At 59.7% G+C, this 18,065-nt stretch carries 20 protein-coding genes and 1 tRNA gene; 13 read left to right on the forward strand and 8 right to left on the reverse strand.

Annotated elements, in window-relative coordinates; translation table 11 throughout:
* Positions 1-33: 33 nt before the first annotated feature.
* Both BM269_RS09500 and trxB read right to left on the reverse strand, forming a co-directional pair.
* Positions 34-723 carry a Smr/MutS family protein gene (locus tag BM269_RS09500; RefSeq protein ID WP_090436779.1) on the reverse strand — a complete coding sequence of 230 codons (690 nt, stop codon included), beginning with the start codon at positions 721-723 and terminating at the stop codon, positions 34-36.
* Positions 720-1,670 carry a thioredoxin-disulfide reductase gene (gene trxB, locus BM269_RS09505; protein ID WP_090436780.1) on the reverse strand — a complete coding sequence of 317 codons (951 nt, stop codon included), beginning with the start codon at positions 1,668-1,670 and terminating at the stop codon, positions 720-722. The genes BM269_RS09500 and trxB overlap by 4 nt, the downstream gene beginning before the upstream one ends.
* Before the next feature lie 178 nt (positions 1,671-1,848).
* Here trxB and BM269_RS09510 point away from each other — a divergent pair, with 178 nt between their 5' ends.
* The 8 genes from BM269_RS09510 (at position 1,849) to BM269_RS09545 (ending at position 9,559) form a co-directional block, all read left to right on the forward strand.
* Positions 1,849-4,242: a DNA translocase FtsK gene (locus BM269_RS09510; protein ID WP_090436781.1), complete on the forward strand. Its 2,394-nt coding sequence runs from the start codon at positions 1,849-1,851 to the stop codon at positions 4,240-4,242.
* An 8-nt stretch (positions 4,243-4,250) separates the two neighbouring features.
* Positions 4,251-4,868 (forward strand): outer membrane lipoprotein chaperone LolA, encoded by a 618-nt coding sequence (gene lolA / locus BM269_RS09515; RefSeq protein WP_090436782.1) that lies wholly within the window; start codon positions 4,251-4,253, stop codon positions 4,866-4,868.
* 3 nt (positions 4,869-4,871) lie between these two features.
* Entirely contained in the window at positions 4,872-6,182 is a 1,311-nt protein-coding gene (locus BM269_RS09520; protein ID WP_373994386.1) for a replication-associated recombination protein A, read from the forward strand.
* 128 nt (positions 6,183-6,310) lie between these two features.
* Positions 6,311-7,051: an alpha/beta fold hydrolase gene (locus BM269_RS09525; RefSeq protein WP_090436783.1), complete on the forward strand. Its 741-nt coding sequence runs from the start codon at positions 6,311-6,313 to the stop codon at positions 7,049-7,051.
* A 77-nt stretch (positions 7,052-7,128) separates the two neighbouring features.
* Positions 7,129-7,647: a hypothetical protein gene (locus BM269_RS09530; protein WP_139232701.1), complete on the forward strand. Its 519-nt coding sequence runs from the start codon at positions 7,129-7,131 to the stop codon at positions 7,645-7,647.
* A 155-nt stretch (positions 7,648-7,802) separates the two neighbouring features.
* On the forward strand, positions 7,803-8,000 hold the full coding sequence (locus tag BM269_RS09535; protein WP_090436785.1) for a hypothetical protein: 198 nt from the start codon (positions 7,803-7,805) through the stop codon (positions 7,998-8,000).
* A 97-nt stretch (positions 8,001-8,097) separates the two neighbouring features.
* Entirely contained in the window at positions 8,098-9,387 is a 1,290-nt protein-coding gene (serS, locus tag BM269_RS09540; protein WP_090436786.1) for a serine--tRNA ligase, read from the forward strand.
* A gap of 82 nt (positions 9,388-9,469) precedes the next feature.
* A tRNA-Ser gene (locus BM269_RS09545) sits at positions 9,470-9,559 on the forward strand.
* Positions 9,560-9,965: 406 nt separating this feature from the next.
* On the opposite strand, the gene BM269_RS09550 is transcribed toward BM269_RS09545, so the two are convergent.
* The 6 genes from BM269_RS09550 to BM269_RS09575 form a co-directional block, all read right to left on the reverse strand.
* Positions 9,966-10,877 carry a nucleotidyl transferase AbiEii/AbiGii toxin family protein gene (locus BM269_RS09550; RefSeq protein WP_090436787.1) on the reverse strand — a complete coding sequence of 304 codons (912 nt, stop codon included), beginning with the start codon at positions 10,875-10,877 and terminating at the stop codon, positions 9,966-9,968.
* On the reverse strand, positions 10,874-11,473 hold the full coding sequence (locus tag BM269_RS09555) for a type IV toxin-antitoxin system AbiEi family antitoxin domain-containing protein (RefSeq protein ID WP_090436788.1): 600 nt from the start codon (positions 11,471-11,473) through the stop codon (positions 10,874-10,876). The genes BM269_RS09550 and BM269_RS09555 overlap by 4 nt, the downstream gene beginning before the upstream one ends.
* A 289-nt stretch (positions 11,474-11,762) precedes the next feature.
* Positions 11,763-12,476 (reverse strand): arsenical resistance protein ArsH, encoded by a 714-nt coding sequence (gene arsH / locus BM269_RS09560; protein ID WP_090436789.1) that lies wholly within the window; start codon positions 12,474-12,476, stop codon positions 11,763-11,765.
* Between the two features lie 3 nt (positions 12,477-12,479).
* On the reverse strand, positions 12,480-13,202 hold the full coding sequence (locus BM269_RS09565) for an MIP/aquaporin family protein (RefSeq protein WP_090436790.1): 723 nt from the start codon (positions 13,200-13,202) through the stop codon (positions 12,480-12,482).
* Complete coding sequence (locus tag BM269_RS09570) at positions 13,199-13,678, reverse strand: arsenate reductase ArsC (protein WP_090436791.1); 480 nt, start codon at positions 13,676-13,678, stop codon at positions 13,199-13,201. Before BM269_RS09570 ends, BM269_RS09565 begins: the two co-directional genes overlap by 4 nt.
* Positions 13,675-14,001: an ArsR/SmtB family transcription factor gene (locus tag BM269_RS09575; RefSeq protein WP_090436792.1), complete on the reverse strand. Its 327-nt coding sequence runs from the start codon at positions 13,999-14,001 to the stop codon at positions 13,675-13,677. Before BM269_RS09575 ends, BM269_RS09570 begins: the two co-directional genes overlap by 4 nt.
* A gap of 139 nt (positions 14,002-14,140) precedes the next feature.
* On the opposite strand from BM269_RS09575, the gene BM269_RS09580 reads away from it, so the two are divergent.
* From BM269_RS09580 to BM269_RS09595, 5 genes are read left to right on the forward strand one after another with little or no spacing between them, the layout of a single operon-like run.
* Positions 14,141-14,452: an ArsR/SmtB family transcription factor gene (locus BM269_RS09580; RefSeq protein ID WP_090436793.1), complete on the forward strand. Its 312-nt coding sequence runs from the start codon at positions 14,141-14,143 to the stop codon at positions 14,450-14,452.
* Between the two features lie 46 nt (positions 14,453-14,498).
* Complete coding sequence (locus BM269_RS09585; RefSeq protein WP_229204567.1) at positions 14,499-15,956, forward strand: NAD(P)-binding domain-containing protein; 1,458 nt, start codon at positions 14,499-14,501, stop codon at positions 15,954-15,956.
* A 14-nt stretch (positions 15,957-15,970) separates the two neighbouring features.
* A complete protein-coding gene (locus BM269_RS29780) occupies positions 15,971-16,447 on the forward strand; it encodes a hypothetical protein (protein WP_229204585.1) in 477 nt (158 codons plus the stop codon).
* Entirely contained in the window at positions 16,342-16,863 is a 522-nt protein-coding gene (locus BM269_RS09590; protein ID WP_229204583.1) for a sterol desaturase family protein, read from the forward strand. The genes BM269_RS29780 and BM269_RS09590 overlap by 106 nt, the downstream gene beginning before the upstream one ends.
* Before the next feature lie 10 nt (positions 16,864-16,873).
* A complete protein-coding gene (locus BM269_RS09595) occupies positions 16,874-18,055 on the forward strand; it encodes an MFS transporter (RefSeq protein WP_090436796.1) in 1,182 nt (393 codons plus the stop codon).
* Positions 18,056-18,065: the final 10 nt, after the last annotated feature.

The following is an 18,065-nucleotide window of genomic DNA, read 5'->3' on the forward strand; positions in this document are numbered from 1 at the left end:
CGTGTCGCGCCGGCGTCGGGGCCGTGGCGTGGATCAGCGCTGCGGCGCCAGGGCGGAGCGTAGCAGCACCATGATGGCGCCTTCGCCGCCCTCTTCGGCGCGGGCCTGGCAGAAGGCAATCACGCCGTCGGTCTGCACCAGCCAGGAATGGACCATGGATTTCAGTACCGGCTCGCCGCCGCGCGAACCGAAGCCGCGGCCGTAGATCACGCACACGCAGCGGTAGTTGCGCTGCCTGGCCTTGAGCAGGAAGTCGTCCACCGCCTGGCGCGCCTCGTCGCGGCGCTTGCCGTGCAGGTCCAGTTCATCCTGTACCGGCCAGTGGCCCTTGCGCATTTTCTTCATCACGTCCGGGCCGATGCCGGGCGCGCTGTAGTTCAGCGCAGGGTCTTCTTCCATGTAATGGTCGACGTCGAACATATCCGACAGCATCGACTCGCGCAGCACGGCCGCGTCGTCCGCCGCCTGCTCCTCGGCCGTTTGCGGCTTGCGCGCGCCGGACGGGGCAGGGCGGCCCGTGACTGCAGCGCCCTTGGAAGGCGGCGGCAGGTAGCGGTCGGACGGTTTCATCTTCTGTACGCCGGCCATGGAGGACTGGAACACATTGGCAGCGGCGGCAGCGGCCGTCGCCTGTTTGGCGCGCTCCTTCTGCTCGGCCGCGCGCTGCTCTTCCTGCTCCTTGAGCTGCTTGCCCAGTCCCTTCAGGTCGGCGAAGCTTTTCACTCTTGCGCTTCCAGGTAGCGTTGCGCGTCCAGGGCGGCCATGCAGCCGGTGCCGGCCGAGGTGATGGCCTGGCGGTAGATGTGGTCTTGCACGTCGCCGGCGGCGAACACTCCTGGCACGGAGGTGGCGGTCGCCATGCCTTCGGTGCCGGTGCGGGTCTTGATATAGCCGTCCTTCATTTCCAGCTGGCCTTCGAAGATGCCGGTGTTCGGCTTGTGGCCGATGGCGATGAACAGGCCGTGCACGGCCACGTCGGTCAATTCGCCGTTATTGTGTTTGACGGTGATGGCGTTGACGCCGGACTGGTCGCCCTTCACTTCGTGCAGGGTCGCGTTCAGTTTCAGCTCGATCTTGCCTTCGGCGACCTTGGCCATCAGGCGGTCCACCAGGATAGGCTCGGCGCGGAACTTCTCGCGGCGGTGCACCAGGGTGACCTTGGTGGCGATGTTCGACAGGTACAGGGCTTCTTCGACAGCGGTATTGCCGCCGCCGACCACGGCCACTTCCTGGCCACGGTAGAAGAAACCGTCGCAGGTGGCGCAGGCGGAGACGCCGCGGCCCATGAATTCCTGCTCGGTCGGCAGGCCCAGGTACTGGGCCGAGGCGCCGGTGGCGATGATCAGGGTGTCGCAGGTGTAGGTGCTGCTGTCGCCGACCAGGCGGATCGGCTTTTCGTTCAGGTGCGTGGTGTGGATGTGGTCAAACACGATCTCGGTCTTGAAGCGTTCGGCGTGCTGCAGGAAGCGCTGCATCAGGTCCGGACCCTGGACGCCCATCGGGTCGGCCGGCCAGTTTTCCACGTCGGTGGTGGTCATCAATTGGCCGCCTTGCTCGACGCCGGTCACCAGCATTGGGTTCAGGTTGGCGCGTGCGGCGTAAATCGCGGCGCTGTAGCCTGCAGGACCGGAGCCAAGAATCAGGACTTTGGCGTGTTTGGTAGTAGTCATGGCGGATTCTTTACCTAGTTAATATGTCTTGAATATGGGTGCGGACAGGAATGCTACAAGTCCGGCCCCAAGCAAACCGAAATTATATGCGAAGCGTGCATTTCACATGTACCGTGGGGCCGCTTTACCTTGATATGCCTTAGAATAAGCGCAATTATGGAATTTTTGCCTCCAAGCAATGAGTAAGAAGAGTCAAAAGAGTCAATCGACAACTTCTGGTTACACTCGCAATGTCACCGAACGCCAGCCTTTACCCAATCGGCTGGTGCGACTGCTGTCGGAGGCGCGCTTTTTCGCGCTGTTTGTCGTCTGCGTCTATTTCATCCTGATCCTGGCCAGCTACAACCGACTGGACCCGGGCTGGTCGCACAATAACGTGGTGCCCAAGGTGTTCAACCTGGGCGGGCGCGGCGGCGCCTGGCTGTCCGACCTGATGCTGTTCATCTTCGGTTTTTCGGCCTGGTGGTGGTGCGTCTACATGCTGCGCGTGGTGTGGCAGGGCTATCGCCGCCTGACCCGCAAGTTCGTGCTGGAGAAGGAAGAAGACCCGGAACATAAGCAGGAAGGTATCATCCGCGTGATCGGCTTCGGCCTGATGCTGGTTGGTTCGATGGGCCTGGAGTTCCTGCGCCTGTACAGCATGAAGGTGCAGTTGCCGCGCGTGCCGGGCGGCGTGCTGGGTGAATTGATCGGCCATGGCGCCCATGTGGGCCTGGGCTTTACCGGTGCCACGCTGCTGTTGCTGCTGTTGTTCGGCACCGGCTTCAGCCTGTTCTTCCACGTGTCGTGGATGTCGGTGGCCGAACGCATCGGTGAAGTCATCGAGATGGGCATCGACTGGGTCCGCGCCCGCATGGAAGACCGCGAAGACCGTCGCCAGGGCGACGTGGCGGTGGTCAAGCGCGAAGAGAAGGTGGTCAAGGAACGCGTCAAGCACGAAGAGAAGCATCCGAAGCCGGCCGACCTGCCGCCGGATGCGCCGCCGGCGCCTATCGTCAAGATCGAGCCGCAGATCACCCAGGTGGTGCAGTCCGAGCGCGTGATCAAGGAAAAGCAGGGCACCCTGTTCCAGGAAATCGAGAACACCACGCTGCCGCCGCTGTCGCTGCTGGACGATGCTCCGCCGCAGCAGGAAACCGTGGCCGTGGAAACGCTGGAATTCACCAGCCGCCTGATCGAGAAGAAACTGTCCGACTTTGGCGTGGAGGCCAAGGTGGTGGCCGCCTACCCGGGCCCGGTCGTCACCCGCTACGAAATCGAGCCTGCCACCGGCGTAAAGGGCAGCCAGATCGTCAACCTGGCGCGCGACCTGGCGCGTTCGCTGTCGCTGACCTCGATCCGCGTGGTGGAAACCATCCCTGGCAAGAACTACATGGCGCTGGAGCTGCCGAATCCCAAGCGCCAGATCGTGCGCCTGACGGAGATCCTCGGTTCCAAGGTCTATAACGACAATCACTCGCCGCTGACCGTGGCGCTGGGCAAGGACATTGCCGGCAAGCCGGTGGTGGCCGACCTGGCCAAGATGCCGCACTTGCTGGTGGCCGGTACCACCGGCTCCGGCAAGTCGGTGGGTATCAACGCCACCATCCTGTCGCTGCTGTACAAGGCCGACCCGCACGATGTGCGCATGATCCTGATCGACCCGAAGATGCTGGAGATGTCGGTGTACGAAGGCATTCCGCACCTGCTGGCGCCGGTGGTGACCGATATGCGCCAGGCCGGCCACGCCCTGAACTGGGCGGTGAACGAGATGGAGCGCCGCTACAAGCTGATGTCCAAGCTGGGCGTGCGTAACCTGGCCGGCTACAACGCCAAGATTGCCGAGGCGGAGAAGCGCGAAGAGAAGATTCCGAACCCGTTCTCGATTACCCCGGACGCGCCGGAACCGCTGGAAAAACTGCCAACCATCGTCATCATCATCGACGAGCTGGCCGACCTGATGATGGTGGTCGGCAAAAAGGTGGAAGAACTGATCGCCCGTATCGCGCAGAAAGCCCGTGCGGCCGGCCTGCACTTGATCCTGGCGACCCAGCGCCCATCTGTAGACGTGATCACTGGCCTGATCAAGGCCAATATCCCGACGCGTATTGCGTTCCAGGTATCGTCCAAGATCGACTCGCGCACCATTCTTGACCAGATGGGGGCGGAGGCGCTGCTTGGCATGGGCGACATGTTGTACATGCCGCCCGGCACCGGCTTGCCGGTCCGCGTGCACGGCGCCTTCGTATCGGATGATGAAGTGCACCGTGTGGTGAAACATTTGAAGGCCCAGGGTGAGCCGAATTACATCGAGGGCATCCTGGAAGGCGGCACGCTGGAAGAGGGCGGCGGCGATGCGCTGGCCGGCGCCGGCGGCGGCGGGGACAGCGAGTCCGACCCGATGTATGACCAGGCCGTGCAGGTCGTGTTGAAGCATCGCAAGGCTTCGATCTCGCTGGTGCAGCGCCACCTGCGCATTGGCTACAACCGGGCTGCGCGCCTGCTGGAACAGATGGAAAACAGCGGCGTGGTATCGGCCATGCAGTCGAACGGCAACCGCGAAATCATCGCACCTACCGCGTCGGCGGAATAAGGAATTCTATGAAGTACAACAAGTTGATGGCGGCCCTGGCCGCCGGCCTGCTGTTTGCAGGTTCCGCCAGCGCCACGGCGCTGGACCAGTTCAAGGCTTTCGTGGGCAGCACCAAGGCTGCCAAGGGCGAGTTCACGCAGAAGGTGGTGGCGCAGGGCAGCAAGGACAAACTGTCGTCCGGCAGCTTCAGCTTCGCCCGCCCGGGCAAGTTCATCTGGACTTACACCAAGCCCTATGACCAGGTGCTGCAGGCCGATGGCGAGCAGCTCTATATCTTCGACAAGGACCTGAACCAGGTTACCGTGCGCAAGCTGGGCGACGCGCTGGGGTCATCCCCGGCGGCCATCCTGTTCGGCTCCAACGACCTGGAAAAGAACTTTGCCCTGTCCGAAGCCGGTAGCCGCGACGGCCTGGAATGGCTGAAAGCCACACCAAAAGCCAAGGACGCCAGCTTCGAGCAGATCCAGATCGGCCTGAAAAACGGTGTGCCGGAAGCGATGGAGCTGAAAGACAGCTTTGGCCAGACCTCCATCCTGTCGTTTAAGAAGTTTGAAAAAAATCCAGCGCTGAATGCAACGTCCTTTAAATTTGTCATGCCCAAGGGCGCGGACGTCATCAACAATTAGGGCATGATGACGCAAGACCTGTTCGCCCCCGAGCCCACCCCGCCGCTGGCCGAAGCGATGCGCCCGCACAGCGTGGCGGACGTGATCGGCCAGAGTCACCTGCTGGGCGAAGGCAAGCCGCTGAACCTGCTGTTCAAGTCCGGCAAGCCGCATTCGATGATCCTGTGGGGGCCGCCGGGCGTCGGCAAGACCACGCTGGCCCGCCTGTCGGCGCGCGCCTTCGACTGCGAGTTCATTGCCATTTCGGCCGTGCTGGGCGGGGTGAAGGATATCCGCGCCGCGATTGAACAGGCGGAGCAGTTTGTCGCCAACGGCAAGCAGACCATCCTGTTCATCGACGAGATCCACCGCTTTAACAAGGCGCAGCAGGATGCCTTGCTGCCGTTCGTCGAATCGGGCCTGGTGACGTTGATTGGCGCCACTACCGAAAACCCTTCGTTCGAAGTCAACTCCGCGTTGTTGTCGCGCGCCCAGGTCTATGTGCTGAAGGCGCTGACGGAAGAGGAGATGCGCCAGTTGCTGGCCCGCGCCAGGGAGCGCGCCATGCCGGACCTGGACTTCGACGAACTGGCCATCGACACCCTGGTCGGCTATGCCGACGGCGACGCGCGCCGTTTCCTGAACCTGCTGGAGCAGACCAAGACGGCCGCCGCCACCGCGCGCACCAAGCAGGTCACCGGCGAATTCGTGCAGAACGCGTTGACCCTGAATGCGCGCCGCTTCGACAAGGGCGGCGACAATTTCTACGACCAGATTTCGGCACTGCACAAATCGGTGCGTGGTTCCAATCCGGACGGCGCGCTGTACTGGTTCTGCCGCATGATCGATGGCGGCGCCGATCCGCGCTACCTGGCGCGCCGCATCGTGCGCATGGCCTGGGAAGACATCGGCCTGGCCGATCCGCGCGCGCTCACCATGGTGAACGATGCCGCCGAAACCTATGAGCGGCTCGGGTCGCCGGAAGGGGAGCTGGCGCTGGCCCAGGCCGTGATCTATCTCGCGGTCGCGGCCAAGAGCAACGCCGGCTACAACGCTTACAACGCCGCCATGGCCTTCGTCCGCCGCGACAAGTCGCGCGAAGTGCCGGTCCACCTGCGCAACGCCCCCACCAAGTTGATGAAAGAGCTGGGCTACGGCCACGAATACCGCTACGCCCACGATGAGCCGGATGCCTACGCCGCCGGCGAAACCTATCTGCCCGACGGCATGGCCGAACCAGGCTGGTACCAGCCCGTACCGCGCGGCCTGGAATCCAAGATCGCGGACAAGCTGGCCTTCCTGCGCAAACTGGACGAAGAAGCCCGCAAAGCTTAAGTCGTTATCAGCTTGCAATTGTAGGAATTTTCCTATTATTTGTAAGCAAACTAGTGCAAACCCCTACGGGACTTTACATTCTTATTGCCTACCGTTACGATGTTGTAAATATTCTAACGGAGGGCGGAATGGCGCAGCGTCTGACAGTCGATGGGGTGACAGTCCATGTGGATGGCGAGGGGGAAGAAGCCATCATGATGATCCATGGCTGGCCCTACGACCGCAGCCTGTGGGATGCCCAGGTTGCCGCTTTTTCGCCAAGCTATCGCTGCGTTCGGTTCAGCTTCCCCAATCAAGGCGCCAAGGGTAGCCATACCATTGACGAAGTATCAAAACTCTACGCCGATACCGTGCATGCCGTGAATGGGGGCCGTCCCGTTATCCTGATGCTGAGCGATTGGGGCTGCGTCTTCGGTTACCAGTTCGCGCTGCGTTATCCGGACTTGGTGAGCCGGATGATCAGCGTCGGGATTGGCGGCTCCAGCCAGATGACTTACCGCGCCTCGCTGGACTGGAAAACCCGGCTGCGCCTGGCGTTTGCCCACCGCCGCCTGAAAGCGTCCAGCGGCAGCAGCCGCGCGGCGCGCGAAGCCTGCGCGCGCCTGCAATTGCCCCACGCGGTCAGCTGGCTGCGCGCCAGCACGCCCGCCGCGGGGACGCTGCCGTTCAAGCTGCGCTGGCCCATGCTGTACATCTACGGCAAGCGCAAGCCGTTCTCCTTCCACACCCGCAGTTTCGAGGCGGCCGTGCAGTCCAAGCCGGACAGCCGGGTGATTGCTTTCCGCAGCGGGCATTGGGTGATGCGCGAAGAACCGGAAGCCTTCAATAGTGCCGTGAAGGGGTGGCTGGAGCAGATCCGTCCGCTGTGAAGTTCGGTTGCGCCACGGCGCGTTCGGCCCTATAGTGCCGGGTTCGCAATTTTGCGTTGGCGCAATAAAACCTTTACATGAAACTCTTCAAGACCACTCTTCTGCTGTCCGCGTTGGCAGCATCTTTCAGTGCTTCGGCCGCCGAGCGCCTCTATCTTCAGACACCGGTGCAGATTGCTCCCGGTTCGTTCGTCCCTCAAGCCGTGCGCAACGAATGCGAGCTTGAGAGCCATCTGGTCGAGGATGCCTCGGCCAAGATTACCAAGGAATACGGCCGTGTTGAGTTGGCTACCGCCAACGACGATGTCGGCAACGACAAAGTGGTCAAGATCACGATCACCAACGCCTGGGGCGCTGGAGGCGGTAAATGGTCGGGTCCCAAGTCGTTGGAGGTGCTTGCGGAGCTCAAGCAAAGCGGCGCCACGCTGTCGTCCGCCACATTCCGGCGCACGACGAATGTCGGCTTGTTCCGCGGTACCTGCGAGATGTTCCATAAAGTGACCAGGGAACTGGGCGAGGACGTGGCCGATTGGCTGAACGAGGGCGCGCCATCCAAGCCCGTCAAGGGGGAAGACGCCCGGAAGCCGGCTGAATAAGGCGGGCCGCACGGCGGCTGCAGGTCGGTAAATCTGCATTTCATCCCGTGATTTTTGCGCTTCGTCGCAAGTGCAAGGCAGGGCAGGGAGGCTTTAGGTACAGTGTAACCATGGAAGCACGGAAGTAGTTCAACACTGACCTGAAGGAGAACATCATGAAAGCCCTGAAACACATGGAAGCGATCTTCGTTATCGCAGCAGCCCTGGCCACCGTCACCAGCTTTGCAACCGCCACCCCTCCAGTGCTGCACGTAGCCGCCGCCCCGGTCGTCGCCAAAGTGGATACCAGCATTCCAACCGTGGTGGTCGCCGCCAAGCGCCTGACCGCGGCTGAAAAAGCAGCACTGATCTGACAGCACAACGCCGGAGGGCGTAAAACTCGGTTGTTGTGCTGTCATCTTGGTACAATTGCTCCTTTCGACTAAACCTCGCAGCGGCAGCAATAACAACATGATTGACATCCAACTTCTCCGTAAAGACATTGATACTGTCGCCGCCAAACTGGCGACCCGCAAGTTCCAGCTCGACGTGGCTGGCTTCAATGCCCTGGAAGGCGAGCGCAAAGCCATCCAGATGCGTACCGAAGAACTGCAAAGCAAGCGCAATTCGCTGTCCAAGCAGATCGGCATGATGAAGGGCAAAGGGGAAGACACCACCGCCGTGATGGCCGAAGTAGGCGGCCTGGGCGATGAATTGAAGGCCAACGAGATCAAGCTGGCCGACGTGCAGTTGAAGATGAATACCTTCCTGCAGGCAGTGCCGAACCTGCCGCACGAATCCGTGCCAGCAGGCGCCGATGAAACGGGCAACGTGGAAGTCCGAAAATTCGGCACCCCGCGCAGCTTTGACTTCGAAGTAAAAGACCATGCGGACGTAGGCGCCGCACTGGGCCTGGATTTCGAGACCGCCACCAAACTCACCGGTTCCCGCTTCAGCGTCATGAAAGGCGGCATCGCACGCCTGCACCGTGCACTGGCGCAGTTCATGCTGGACACCCACACCGACAAGCACGGCTACACCGAGTGCTACACGCCGTACATGGTCAACGCCGAATCGCTGATGGGCACCGGCCAGCTGCCGAAGTTCGAAGCCGACCTGTTCTCGGTGAAGAAGGGCGGCGCGGAAGGCGAAGGACAGACCTTCTACCTGATCCCGACTTCGGAAGTGTCGTTGACCAATATGGTGCGCGACGAGATCGTGGCTGTCGAAACGCTGCCGATCAAGGTTACCGCGCACACCCCATGCTTCCGTTCCGAAGCTGGTTCTGCCGGCCGCGATACCAAGGGCATGATTCGCCAGCACCAGTTCGACAAGGTTGAACTGGTCCAGGTGGTGCACCCTGAGAAGTCGTACGAAGCGCTGGAAGAAATGGTCGGCCACGCCGAAACCATCCTGCAGGCGCTGGGCCTGCCATACCGCGTGATGCAACTGTGCACCGGCGACATGGGCTTTGGCGCTGCCAAGACCTATGACCTGGAAGTGTGGCTGCCGGCGCAGAACACCTACCGCGAAATTTCTTCGCTGTCGAATTGTGAAGCCTTCCAGGCCCGCCGCATGCAGGCGCGCTTCCGCAATGCCGCGGGCAAGCCAGAACTGCTGCACACACTGAACGGCTCCGGCCTGGCCGTGGGCCGCACCCTGGTCGCCGTGCTGGAAAACTACCAGCAGGCTGACGGTTCGGTGGAGATTCCAGCAGCGCTGCAGCCTTATATGGGCGGCCTGACCAAGCTCGTAGCATAAAGTTGAAAATAGCCCTTCCTTTTTTTAAAAGGGCTGCTATAATCTTGGCTCTCAACGGCGACCACCGTTGCTAGCAGTACCTGGAGAGGTGGCAGAGTGGTCGAATGTACCTGACTCGAAATCAGGCGTACGTTAAATCGTACCGTGGGTTCGAATCCCACCCTCTCCGCCAGAACACTGAAAAAGCCCTTGTAGATCAAGGGCTTTTTCTTTTTTCTTCTTCCAGATTCGAGCGCCTATCGACCTTTCAGTGCAGTGTAGTGCAGTTCGAATTCCGGATTCTCCGCCAAAGTATTTCTGGCTCATGCACGAGGATCTATCGATCCACGTTCCTCGAGGTGAATAGCCATGGCTGTGGCGAATACTCGGGACTGTCGAGCTAATGGAATTATTTGTTTGCCGTTGAACCGTTCCGTGCTGGCTAGGGCCATCGTCAAATTACGTTCGTCCCTTTACTTCTATGAGGCCAATGCCGAAAAGCGCATAAGCTGTCTCTCCATTCGATTCGAAATTGTCGTTTCCGAAGAGTGCCTTGAATCGGCTGGTTGCCCGCGAGATTTCTGACTAGCTGCGCCAGATCACTGTGTAGCCCACGGTCCTCCGTCATTCCATTGCTGCGAGTAGTTTGTTTTTTGTTGTCGTGCTGAGTCGATGAGCGGCATTAGGAAATCATGCAGTATGCTTACGACAGCCTCAAGGGGAAGTGCTTCAAGTTTGTTCTTTCTAAGGAAGGCAGACCATTGCGCCTGTTTAGCGGAATCCGTCGCAAACGTTTCCGTGAGTCCCAGTGGCGTCGAGGTGGGAAAGGCTGTGCCCCTGCGTGAGAACGTCGCGTGGATCGCTTGTAACAGTGTGTCGCCTTCGAATGCAGTGTATTTAGCCAAGACCCATAGATCGAAGAAGTCTTTCAGCCTGGTGTTTGCCATGCCAAGTGAAACTAGCGCTTCCAATTTCTCGGCAACTACCGTATATCGCGGATAAGCTCGAAGCTGCGGCGCAGAAAAGCCTGACAGGATGACTGGGAAAGACACATCTTCCGGCGCCGGTGTTACAGCGTCGCCAAACCCGATATCCAGCTGGATCGGGCAACGGGCGCCGTCGATGCTTCCGCTGAATGTAACGCGCACCCCGGCATAATTTGCTTCCTTGCGTATATCGACTGCTCGCACTGTGGACGAATCAAAGGTAATTCCATCCGGTTCCTCGATCTCACAGATATCCTTGAATGCGCTTTCAAGGTGCGGTAGATCGGCGGGCCCGAAACCAAGGAAGTCCGCATCGCGGGTTGGGCGATGAGGCAGATCGAACCACAGGTCGAAGAGCAGTGCACCTTTCAGCAGAAATTGTGCGGCGTGTTGTGAGACGCTTATCCGGTAAAGCAGTCGCTCCAAAGCGTAGCGGGTCAGTACCAGGTTGAAGTCCTGGTTACGCTCCTTTGCGATTTTCAGTAAGCGCGCCCGCACGGACGCAGGAACGTTTCGTTCACTCATACCAAGCTTTCAATGTATGGGCGCATGACGTTCGACATTCGGAATTTGGACGCGTGGCGCCAGAGGTCGTCCATATTGATGCGTTTAGCGCGCCAGGCCTCTGTCAGCGCTTCCAGTGCTACGTCCAGGCCAATCTTGTTGCGAAACTTGAAGCAGTCGACCAATGTGCGCTCAATTGTGGTGATGCGCACTGGTATGCCATCTATCTGGCGAACTTCGATACCTTGTTCCAGGGCTGTATCGGATAGGCGGACGATACGAAGCGGCGGATAGCTTGGTTGTGGCGCATGCGCTTTGTTCGGAATCCCTAGCCAAACTTCAAATGGTGCTTGTGTTGTCAGCTGATGGACTTGAAGTGCTGATAGAAGGCATATTACGGACTGGGGATATTTTTTCGCGACTTCGGCCAGCGTGCCATGTTCCGATATATGGCGGGATGGCAGGGCATAGAGTCCTCGGTCAACTCGCTGCAGCTTGCCTTGCTGGACCAGCCGCGTTAGCGCTATGCGAGGGAAACCATTGGCGACCAAGTCGCGTGACCTGATTAGGCCATGCAGCTTGGCCATTTGTAGAATTTGTTCGCCGAAGTTTTCCATATCGATGATTGTGTTCCTAAATATAGGTAATTGTCAATTTGTACCGATATTTTGGAACAATGGCCTATCGAGGACATTTCAATCGATGTCGGAGTACAGTGTGGGTTGTAGGGGCGGAAGAATAAGCGTTTTTCCGGGGCTTGGAAAAGGTAGATAGAAAGGTGGATAGAGCACTGTTGAGCGGATTTTCACTCTTAGTGCTACAGACACCCTCTCCGCCAGAACACTGAAAAAGCCCTCGAGCAATCGAGGGCTTTTTCGCTTTAGGGCATCTGAATTGCCCCGCAGCTCAAAGCTTTTCGATTTGACGGTCGATAGCGGCCCGTGCCCGTTCGTTCCTTTCGCTGTAACGGTTGGTCAGGTAATCGCTTCGCCCGCGCATCAGCAAGGTCAGTTTGAACAATTCTTCCATCACGTCCACAACGCGGTCATAGTAGGCGGAAGGACGCATCCTGCCCGCATCATCGAATTCCTTGTACGCCATCGGCACTGAAGATTGGTTCGGAATGGTGAACATGCGCATCCAGCGGCCCAGCAGGCGCAACGTGTTCACCACGTTGAATGACTGCGAGCCTCCGCACACCTGCATGACTGCCAGTGTGCGCCCCTGGCTTGGGCGTAGCGCGCCTTGTTCCAGCGGAATCCAGTCGATCTGGTTTTTCATTACGGCGGTGATCGCGCCATGCCGCTCAGGGCTGCACCAGACCTGGCCTTCCGACCAAAGGCAAAGCTCCCTTAGTTCCACAACTTTGGGGTGTGTTTCGGGCACGCTGCCAACCATCGGCAATTCCATCGGGTCGAAGATTTTGACTTCGGCGCCGAAGTGCTCCAGGATCCGGGCCGCCTCAAAGGTTAGGAAACGGCTGAATGACCGCTCGCGCAAGGAGCCATACAGCATCAGGATGCGGGGCGGGTGGTTCATGTCGCCTTGCGGCGCCAACATATCCAAGCTTGGCAGGTCGAGAAGTTCTGCTTTGATGTTCGGAAGATCGGGGATGCTCATGCTTCAGTGCTTTTCCAGAGGGTCTGCAAAATCGCCAGGTGCCACAGTGCCACAGACGGTCGCGTCGGCCGGCGGCGCCGGGTACAGCCAGCAGAACAAGATCGTTGCCGCTCCCATACCCGTCAACTGCGCCAGGATGAAGCCTGGCGCATCGCCAGGCCGAATGCCGGCGAAGGTGTTGCTCGCTGCACGAGCCAGGGTTACGGCGGGATTGGCGAACGAGGTCGAGGACGTGAACCAGTAGGCGGATGTGATGTATGCGGCCACCGCAAATGGCGTGATGGCGGGGCGGCTGCGGGAGCAGCCGATGATTACGCCGATCAGGCCGAACGTGGCGATAAACTCGCTCCACCATTGCGCAGGACCTGAGCGCACATGCTCGGATGCGAAAAACAGCGCCTCGCCGAACATGCCGTGGGCTGCGGCGACGCCTGCAAATGCGCCAATCATTTGCACGGCGATATAAGGCAGGACTTCCGACATCGGAATATTGCGCTGCCAGGCTTCCGACAGTGTTACCGCAGGATTGAAGTGCGCGCCTGAGATGGTGCCGAACATCAGGATCAAGGCCACCAGTCCCGCACCAGTTGCGATAGTGTTGGCCAGCAGCGCGATGGCGACATTGCCGCCCGCAAGCCGTTCGGCCATGATTCCGGAGCCGACCACTACAGCCAGCAGGAGAGCGGTGCCTAGCGCCTCGGCGACCAGGCGTCGGGATAAGGTCACGGCTGGACCCCGCCAATGCGTTCGAGTTCTGCCTTCATGCGTGCCGGGTCTTTTTTCAATTCTTCCAGCGGCAGCGCGAAGAGGGTTTCGATACGGTGGCGGAGGATGCGGTATGCCTTCATGAACGCTGCGTCGATTTCTTCGTCGGAGCCGGTCGCGTGTGCAGGGTCTTCAACACCCCAGTGGGCGCGCGTGACTGGGCCAAGGTAGGCAGGGCAGATTTCGCCGGCGGCGCTGCCGCAGACGGTGATCACAATGTCTGGGGTGACTGGCAGGTCGTCCCAGGACTTGCTGTGATAGCCCTCGGTCGAGATGCCTTCGCGCTCCAGCAATGCCAGCGAACGTGGATGGACGTAACCGGCAGGCTTGCTGCCGGCGCTGACCGCATGCCAGCCAGCCGGCGCCAGGTGGTTGAAGGTGGCTTCGCCGAGAATGGAGCGGCAGGAGTTACCAGTGCAGAGGATCAGGACGTTCATGGTTTGCAGGAGTTGATGTTGGTGGATGGGGCGCAGCTTTGGCCGCCGCAGCAGTTCTCGGTCAAGAAGGAAAGCACACCGTTCATAGTGTCGAAGTTGGCGCTGTAAATGATGAAGCGGCCTTCCTGTCGCGGTTCGATCAAGCCGGCATTGGTCAGCTCTTTCAGGTGAAACGACAGGGAGGATGGGGCGATGTCCAACTGCTCGCCGATCTTGCTTGCGGCCAGACCTTGCGGTCCGGTTTGGACCAGCAGCCGGAATGTATTGAGTCGGGATTCCTGTGCCAGTGCCGCCAACGCGGCCAATACGGCTTTCGTTTTCATTGGGTTTTCCTGGGTAATTCCTTGTTGGACCTGATTATGGCATAACGATACGACGTTTCAAAGAATATCGAAATATATTGACAGCACGATGACATGAGCGCTAATCTTCGTTCGTCGATTGACGAATTGCATAGTGAATATGATTAGTTGCTGTACCCCAGACCCAAAGCCCGACCTGCCAGAACTGGATGTCGACGAGGTGGCCATGCTCTGCAAGGCGTTGGCGCATCCGGCGCGCGTGCAGTTGCTGCGTTACCTGGCGGCTTATGGTGCCTGCTACTTTGGCAGCTTGACCGATGTGTTGCCGTTGGCGCCATCGACCATTTCCCAGCACGTCACGATCCTCAAGCAGGCGGGGCTGATTCTAGGTTCGGCCGATGAGCAGCGAGTCTGTTATTGCGTCAATCCCGAGCGGCTGGAGCAGTTCAAGCAGCTGATCGGCAGTTTGTAAAAAAATTTGCGTGCTAATTCGTAATTCGACGAATTAGGAATGAATCATGACTCCACTTCGAAAGGACCGCACCATGAAGACATTGAATGAACTACCTGTTGCCGTACTCGGCGCCGGGCCAGTCGGTTTGGCTGCAGCTGCACATCTTCTGCAACGCGGGCTGCGCCCAATCATTTTTGAGCGCGGCGTCGGAGTGGGTGCCAATCTGGAAACCTACAGGCATGTGCGATTGTTCTCGCCTTGGCAGTACAACATCGACAAGGCCGCGCGCCAACGGCTGGAGTGCAATGGCTGGCAGGCGCCGGCGAATGATGGCTTGCCGACCGCTGGCGAGCTGCTGGACTCATACCTTTCTCCACTGTCCAAATTGCCTGAACTGGAAGGTGCATTGAAGCTGCGGCATACAGTCGTGCAGATCACGCGCCAGGGCTTTGACAAGGTCAAAAGCCGGGGACGCGAATTGGCGCCGTTCGTTCTCCGCGTGGCGGGACCGGACGGCGAACGAGACTACCTTGCGCGGGCCGTGATTGATGCGAGCGGTACCTGGTCGAACCCGAATCCCCTCGGCGCCTACGGAGTTGCAGCCCTTGGCGAGCGAGAGCTGGGCGATCGCATTGTCTATGGCATGCCGGATGTGGCTGGTACCCAGCGGGCCCAATATGCAGGCAGGCGGACCTTGGTTGTCGGCGCCGGGCATTCGGCAGCCGGTACCTTGCTGGCGCTGGCGGAGCTGGCGGAATCGGTGGCAGGCACTTCCATCGTCTGGGCGACACGGGGCGATCAGTTGGCCCGGGTCTTTGGTGGCGGCGAAGCCGATGGGCTTCCGGCACGCGGCCAGCTGGGCCTGCGGCTCAAAGCATTGCGCGATTCCTGCAAACTGGAGCTGCATACCAATTTCCGCGTGACCGGGTTGCAACAGGAGGCGAGTGGTATCCGCGTTGTCGGCGAGCACCCGGATGGCCAGCAAGATGTGATTAGCGGGGTTGACCGCATCGTCGCTGCCACCGGTGCGCGCCCAAACCTGGAGTTGACCCGTGAAATGCGAGTCCGCCATGACCCATGGCTGGAGAGCACGGATGCGCTGGCGCCGCTGATTGATCCAAACGAGCATAGCTGCGGTACCGTGCGGCCACATGGTCACCGCGAACTGGCCCATCCCGAACCGGGATACTTCGCGGTTGGCGCGAAGAGTTATGGCCGTGCCCCGAACTTCTTGATGGCAACGGGATATGAACAGGTGCGTTCCGTTGTCGCGAGCCTGGTCGGCGACATGGCGGCTGCCGATTCCGTTCAACTGGACTTGCCGGAGACCGGTGTGTGCAACACGCGCTTGGCGTATGACGGCGAGGCCAAAGAAGACAAGGGTTGCTGTGGCGGGCCTGCTGTCGATGCCAGCGCGGCATGCTGCGCATTGGACGAGGCGGAAAAAGCGAAAGGGCAGTCGGGATGTTCTTCACTGTCCGCTTGCACGCCGCGCCCGAAAGCAAGCGCATGCTGCGCATAGTTCAGGAGGCGGCTATGTTGAAGCTTTTGTTCGTGCGCTTCTTCCTGCCAATGGCGCTGGCGTTGAATGTCGGCGTGTTCTTGGTCACGAGGCAGTTCGATGGGAACCTTGAGCTTGCAGTCCTGATGCCGAGCGTGCTGATTCTTCTCTCGGCAGGGTCTGCGGAGCGACGCTTGGCTTATCGCTCTGATTGGAAAGCAGGGCAGGGCGACCTAAGTACAGACATCACCAGCGCGGGGCTATTGTTCGCCTTCGTCGATCCGCTGTTGAAATGGTTGCTGCCGGTACTGGTGCTGGCGCTGGTCGGCCCGCGGGTGATGGAGGTTGGGGCTTCGATCTTCCCGACCGCTTGCCCTTCGCCTTACAAGTCTTGCTTGCCGCCTTGTTGGCCGAGTTCACCAGCTATTGGTCGCACCGCCTGCATCACAGGCTGCCCTCGCTGTGGTGGCTGCACGCCCTGCACCACGGTAGCGAGCGCTTGTATTGGCTGAATAACTTCCGCATTCACCCTTTGAACCATGCCATCAATTATGTGCTGGGCTTTGCACCGCTCTTGTTGATTGGCACTCCGCCGGACGTGGTGCTTGGCTACCTGGCCCTGACTTATCCGGTACTGATGTTGCAACACGCGAACCTGCCGTTACGCAGTGGCTGGCTGAATTATGTGTTTAGTACCAATGAAGTCCACCGTTGGCACCACGCTGACAACCCCAAAGACGGCGACAGGAATTTTGGCCGTGCTTTAGTGCTCTGGGACATGGCGTTTGGCACCTACCGCTATCGTGCAGAAGGCAACGACCCTGTCGCTGTGGGCCTGTACCAGCCGACAAGCTATCCTGCCAAGGCGTCTTTCGCGAGGCAGGTGTGGTCCATGTTCTTGCCAGGCTGCTGCCGGGCTGCGTTCTGAAGGAGGTGACATGCAAATACGGAAGCCCGTTGCAGTGTTGGCGATAACGCAGGTGATTTCATGGGGGATGTTGTATTACGCCTTCGGCGTTCTAGCCAGCCGAATCCAGGCCGACCTGGCGCTGACGGCGAGCCAGACTTTCGGAGCATTCTCCTGGAGCGTGCTGGTGGCGGGGCTGGCTGCAACACCGGCCGGCATTGCGATTGACAGGCATGGAGGTCGCTGGATTATGGTGGCGGGATCCTTGGTCGCCGCATTGGGGCTTTGGTGCCTTGCGGCTGCCGGGTCGTACATCACTTATATGGCCGCCTGGACCTTGATTGGAACCGCAATGTCGCTGACATTGTACGAGGCGGCTTTCGCAACGCTGAATGGTTCCCTTTCCCACGACGCCGCAAGGGCCATTTCGACCGTAACCTTGCTCGGCGGCCTTGCCAGTACCGCATTCTGGCCACTGACCGAGGCTTTGACGGTTCGATTAGGCTGGCGCGATACGTTGACTATCTACGCGTTGATCCAATTGCTGTTTTGTGCGCCATTGCATTTCCATCTTGACGGCGTGCACCAGAGGAAAGCGGCTGCATCGCATCACGCCGGCGCCACGCTCCAGCACGCCATACGACAGCCGCATTTCTGGCTTCTGGCCACCGCTTTTGCGGTCAACGCATTTATCTTTGCTGCGATTTCCGTACACCTGATCCGTGTCGTGCGGGCCTTGGGACATTCGATGGAGTTTGCGTTGATGCTGGCGGCGTTGATTGGGCCAATGCAGGTGGTAGGACGGCTCATTGAGCGTACCTGGGGTAACGGAAAGGCGCCGACGATAGTAGGGCTGTATACGTTTGCCGGGCTGCCGGTGGCGCTGTTCGCCATTGCTACGTTTGGCAGTCATGCCTGGGGTGTTGCTGCTTTCTGCCTATTGTATGGACTTAGCAATGGGGTGCTTACAATACTGCGAGGGACGTTGCCGGCGGCGATGTTCGGCCGTCGGCATTACGGGGCGATATCCGGGGCGCTCGCGGCACCGGCGTTGCTGGCCAAAGCCAGCGGGCCGCTAATGTTCGCGATCACGTTCGATGTGATCGGCGCCCGTCAAGTGCTGCTCCTCCTGCTCGCGATGTCGTTTATTTCGCTGTTTGTATTCACGCAGGCCATCCGGAAACGCGCCAGTCATCCAGTGACAGCAGGCTAGGGCCACGGGC

Source organism: Duganella sp. CF458, assembly GCF_900113115.1.
Taxonomy (GTDB): Bacteria; Pseudomonadota; Gammaproteobacteria; order Burkholderiales; family Burkholderiaceae_D; genus Rugamonas.

Bases quoted from the DNA above. Each gene is read 5' to 3' on its own strand.
- lolA (WP_090436782.1), top strand. From the start codon at position 4,251: ATGAAGTACAACAAGTTGATGGCGGCCCTGGCCGCCGGCCTGCTGTTT.
- BM269_RS09510 (WP_090436781.1), top strand. From the start codon at position 1,849: ATGAGTAAGAAGAGTCAAAAGAGTCAATCGACAACTTCTGGTTACACT.
- BM269_RS09575 (WP_090436792.1), bottom strand. From the start codon at position 14,001: ATGAAAACGAAAGCCGTATTGGCCGCGTTGGCGGCACTGGCACAGGAA.
- BM269_RS09555 (WP_090436788.1), bottom strand. From the start codon at position 11,473: ATGGAAAACTTCGGCGAACAAATTCTACAAATGGCCAAGCTGCATGGC.
- BM269_RS09520 (WP_373994386.1), top strand. From the start codon at position 4,872: ATGATGACGCAAGACCTGTTCGCCCCCGAGCCCACCCCGCCGCTGGCC.
- BM269_RS09535 (WP_090436785.1), top strand. From the start codon at position 7,803: ATGAAAGCCCTGAAACACATGGAAGCGATCTTCGTTATCGCAGCAGCC.
- BM269_RS09585 (WP_229204567.1), top strand. From the start codon at position 14,499: ATGACTCCACTTCGAAAGGACCGCACCATGAAGACATTGAATGAACTA.
- BM269_RS09550 (WP_090436787.1), bottom strand. From the start codon at position 10,877: ATGAGTGAACGAAACGTTCCTGCGTCCGTGCGGGCGCGCTTACTGAAA.
- BM269_RS09530 (WP_139232701.1), top strand. From the start codon at position 7,129: ATGAAACTCTTCAAGACCACTCTTCTGCTGTCCGCGTTGGCAGCATCT.
- BM269_RS29780 (WP_229204585.1), top strand. From the start codon at position 15,971: ATGTTGAAGCTTTTGTTCGTGCGCTTCTTCCTGCCAATGGCGCTGGCG.
- BM269_RS09580 (WP_090436793.1), top strand. From the start codon at position 14,141: ATGATTAGTTGCTGTACCCCAGACCCAAAGCCCGACCTGCCAGAACTG.
- BM269_RS09525 (WP_090436783.1), top strand. From the start codon at position 6,311: ATGGCGCAGCGTCTGACAGTCGATGGGGTGACAGTCCATGTGGATGGC.
- BM269_RS09570 (WP_090436791.1), bottom strand. From the start codon at position 13,678: ATGAACGTCCTGATCCTCTGCACTGGTAACTCCTGCCGCTCCATTCTC.
- arsH (WP_090436789.1), bottom strand. From the start codon at position 12,476: ATGAGCATCCCCGATCTTCCGAACATCAAAGCAGAACTTCTCGACCTG.
- serS (WP_090436786.1), top strand. From the start codon at position 8,098: ATGATTGACATCCAACTTCTCCGTAAAGACATTGATACTGTCGCCGCC.
- BM269_RS09595 (WP_090436796.1), top strand. From the start codon at position 16,874: ATGCAAATACGGAAGCCCGTTGCAGTGTTGGCGATAACGCAGGTGATT.
- trxB (WP_090436780.1), bottom strand. From the start codon at position 1,670: ATGACTACTACCAAACACGCCAAAGTCCTGATTCTTGGCTCCGGTCCT.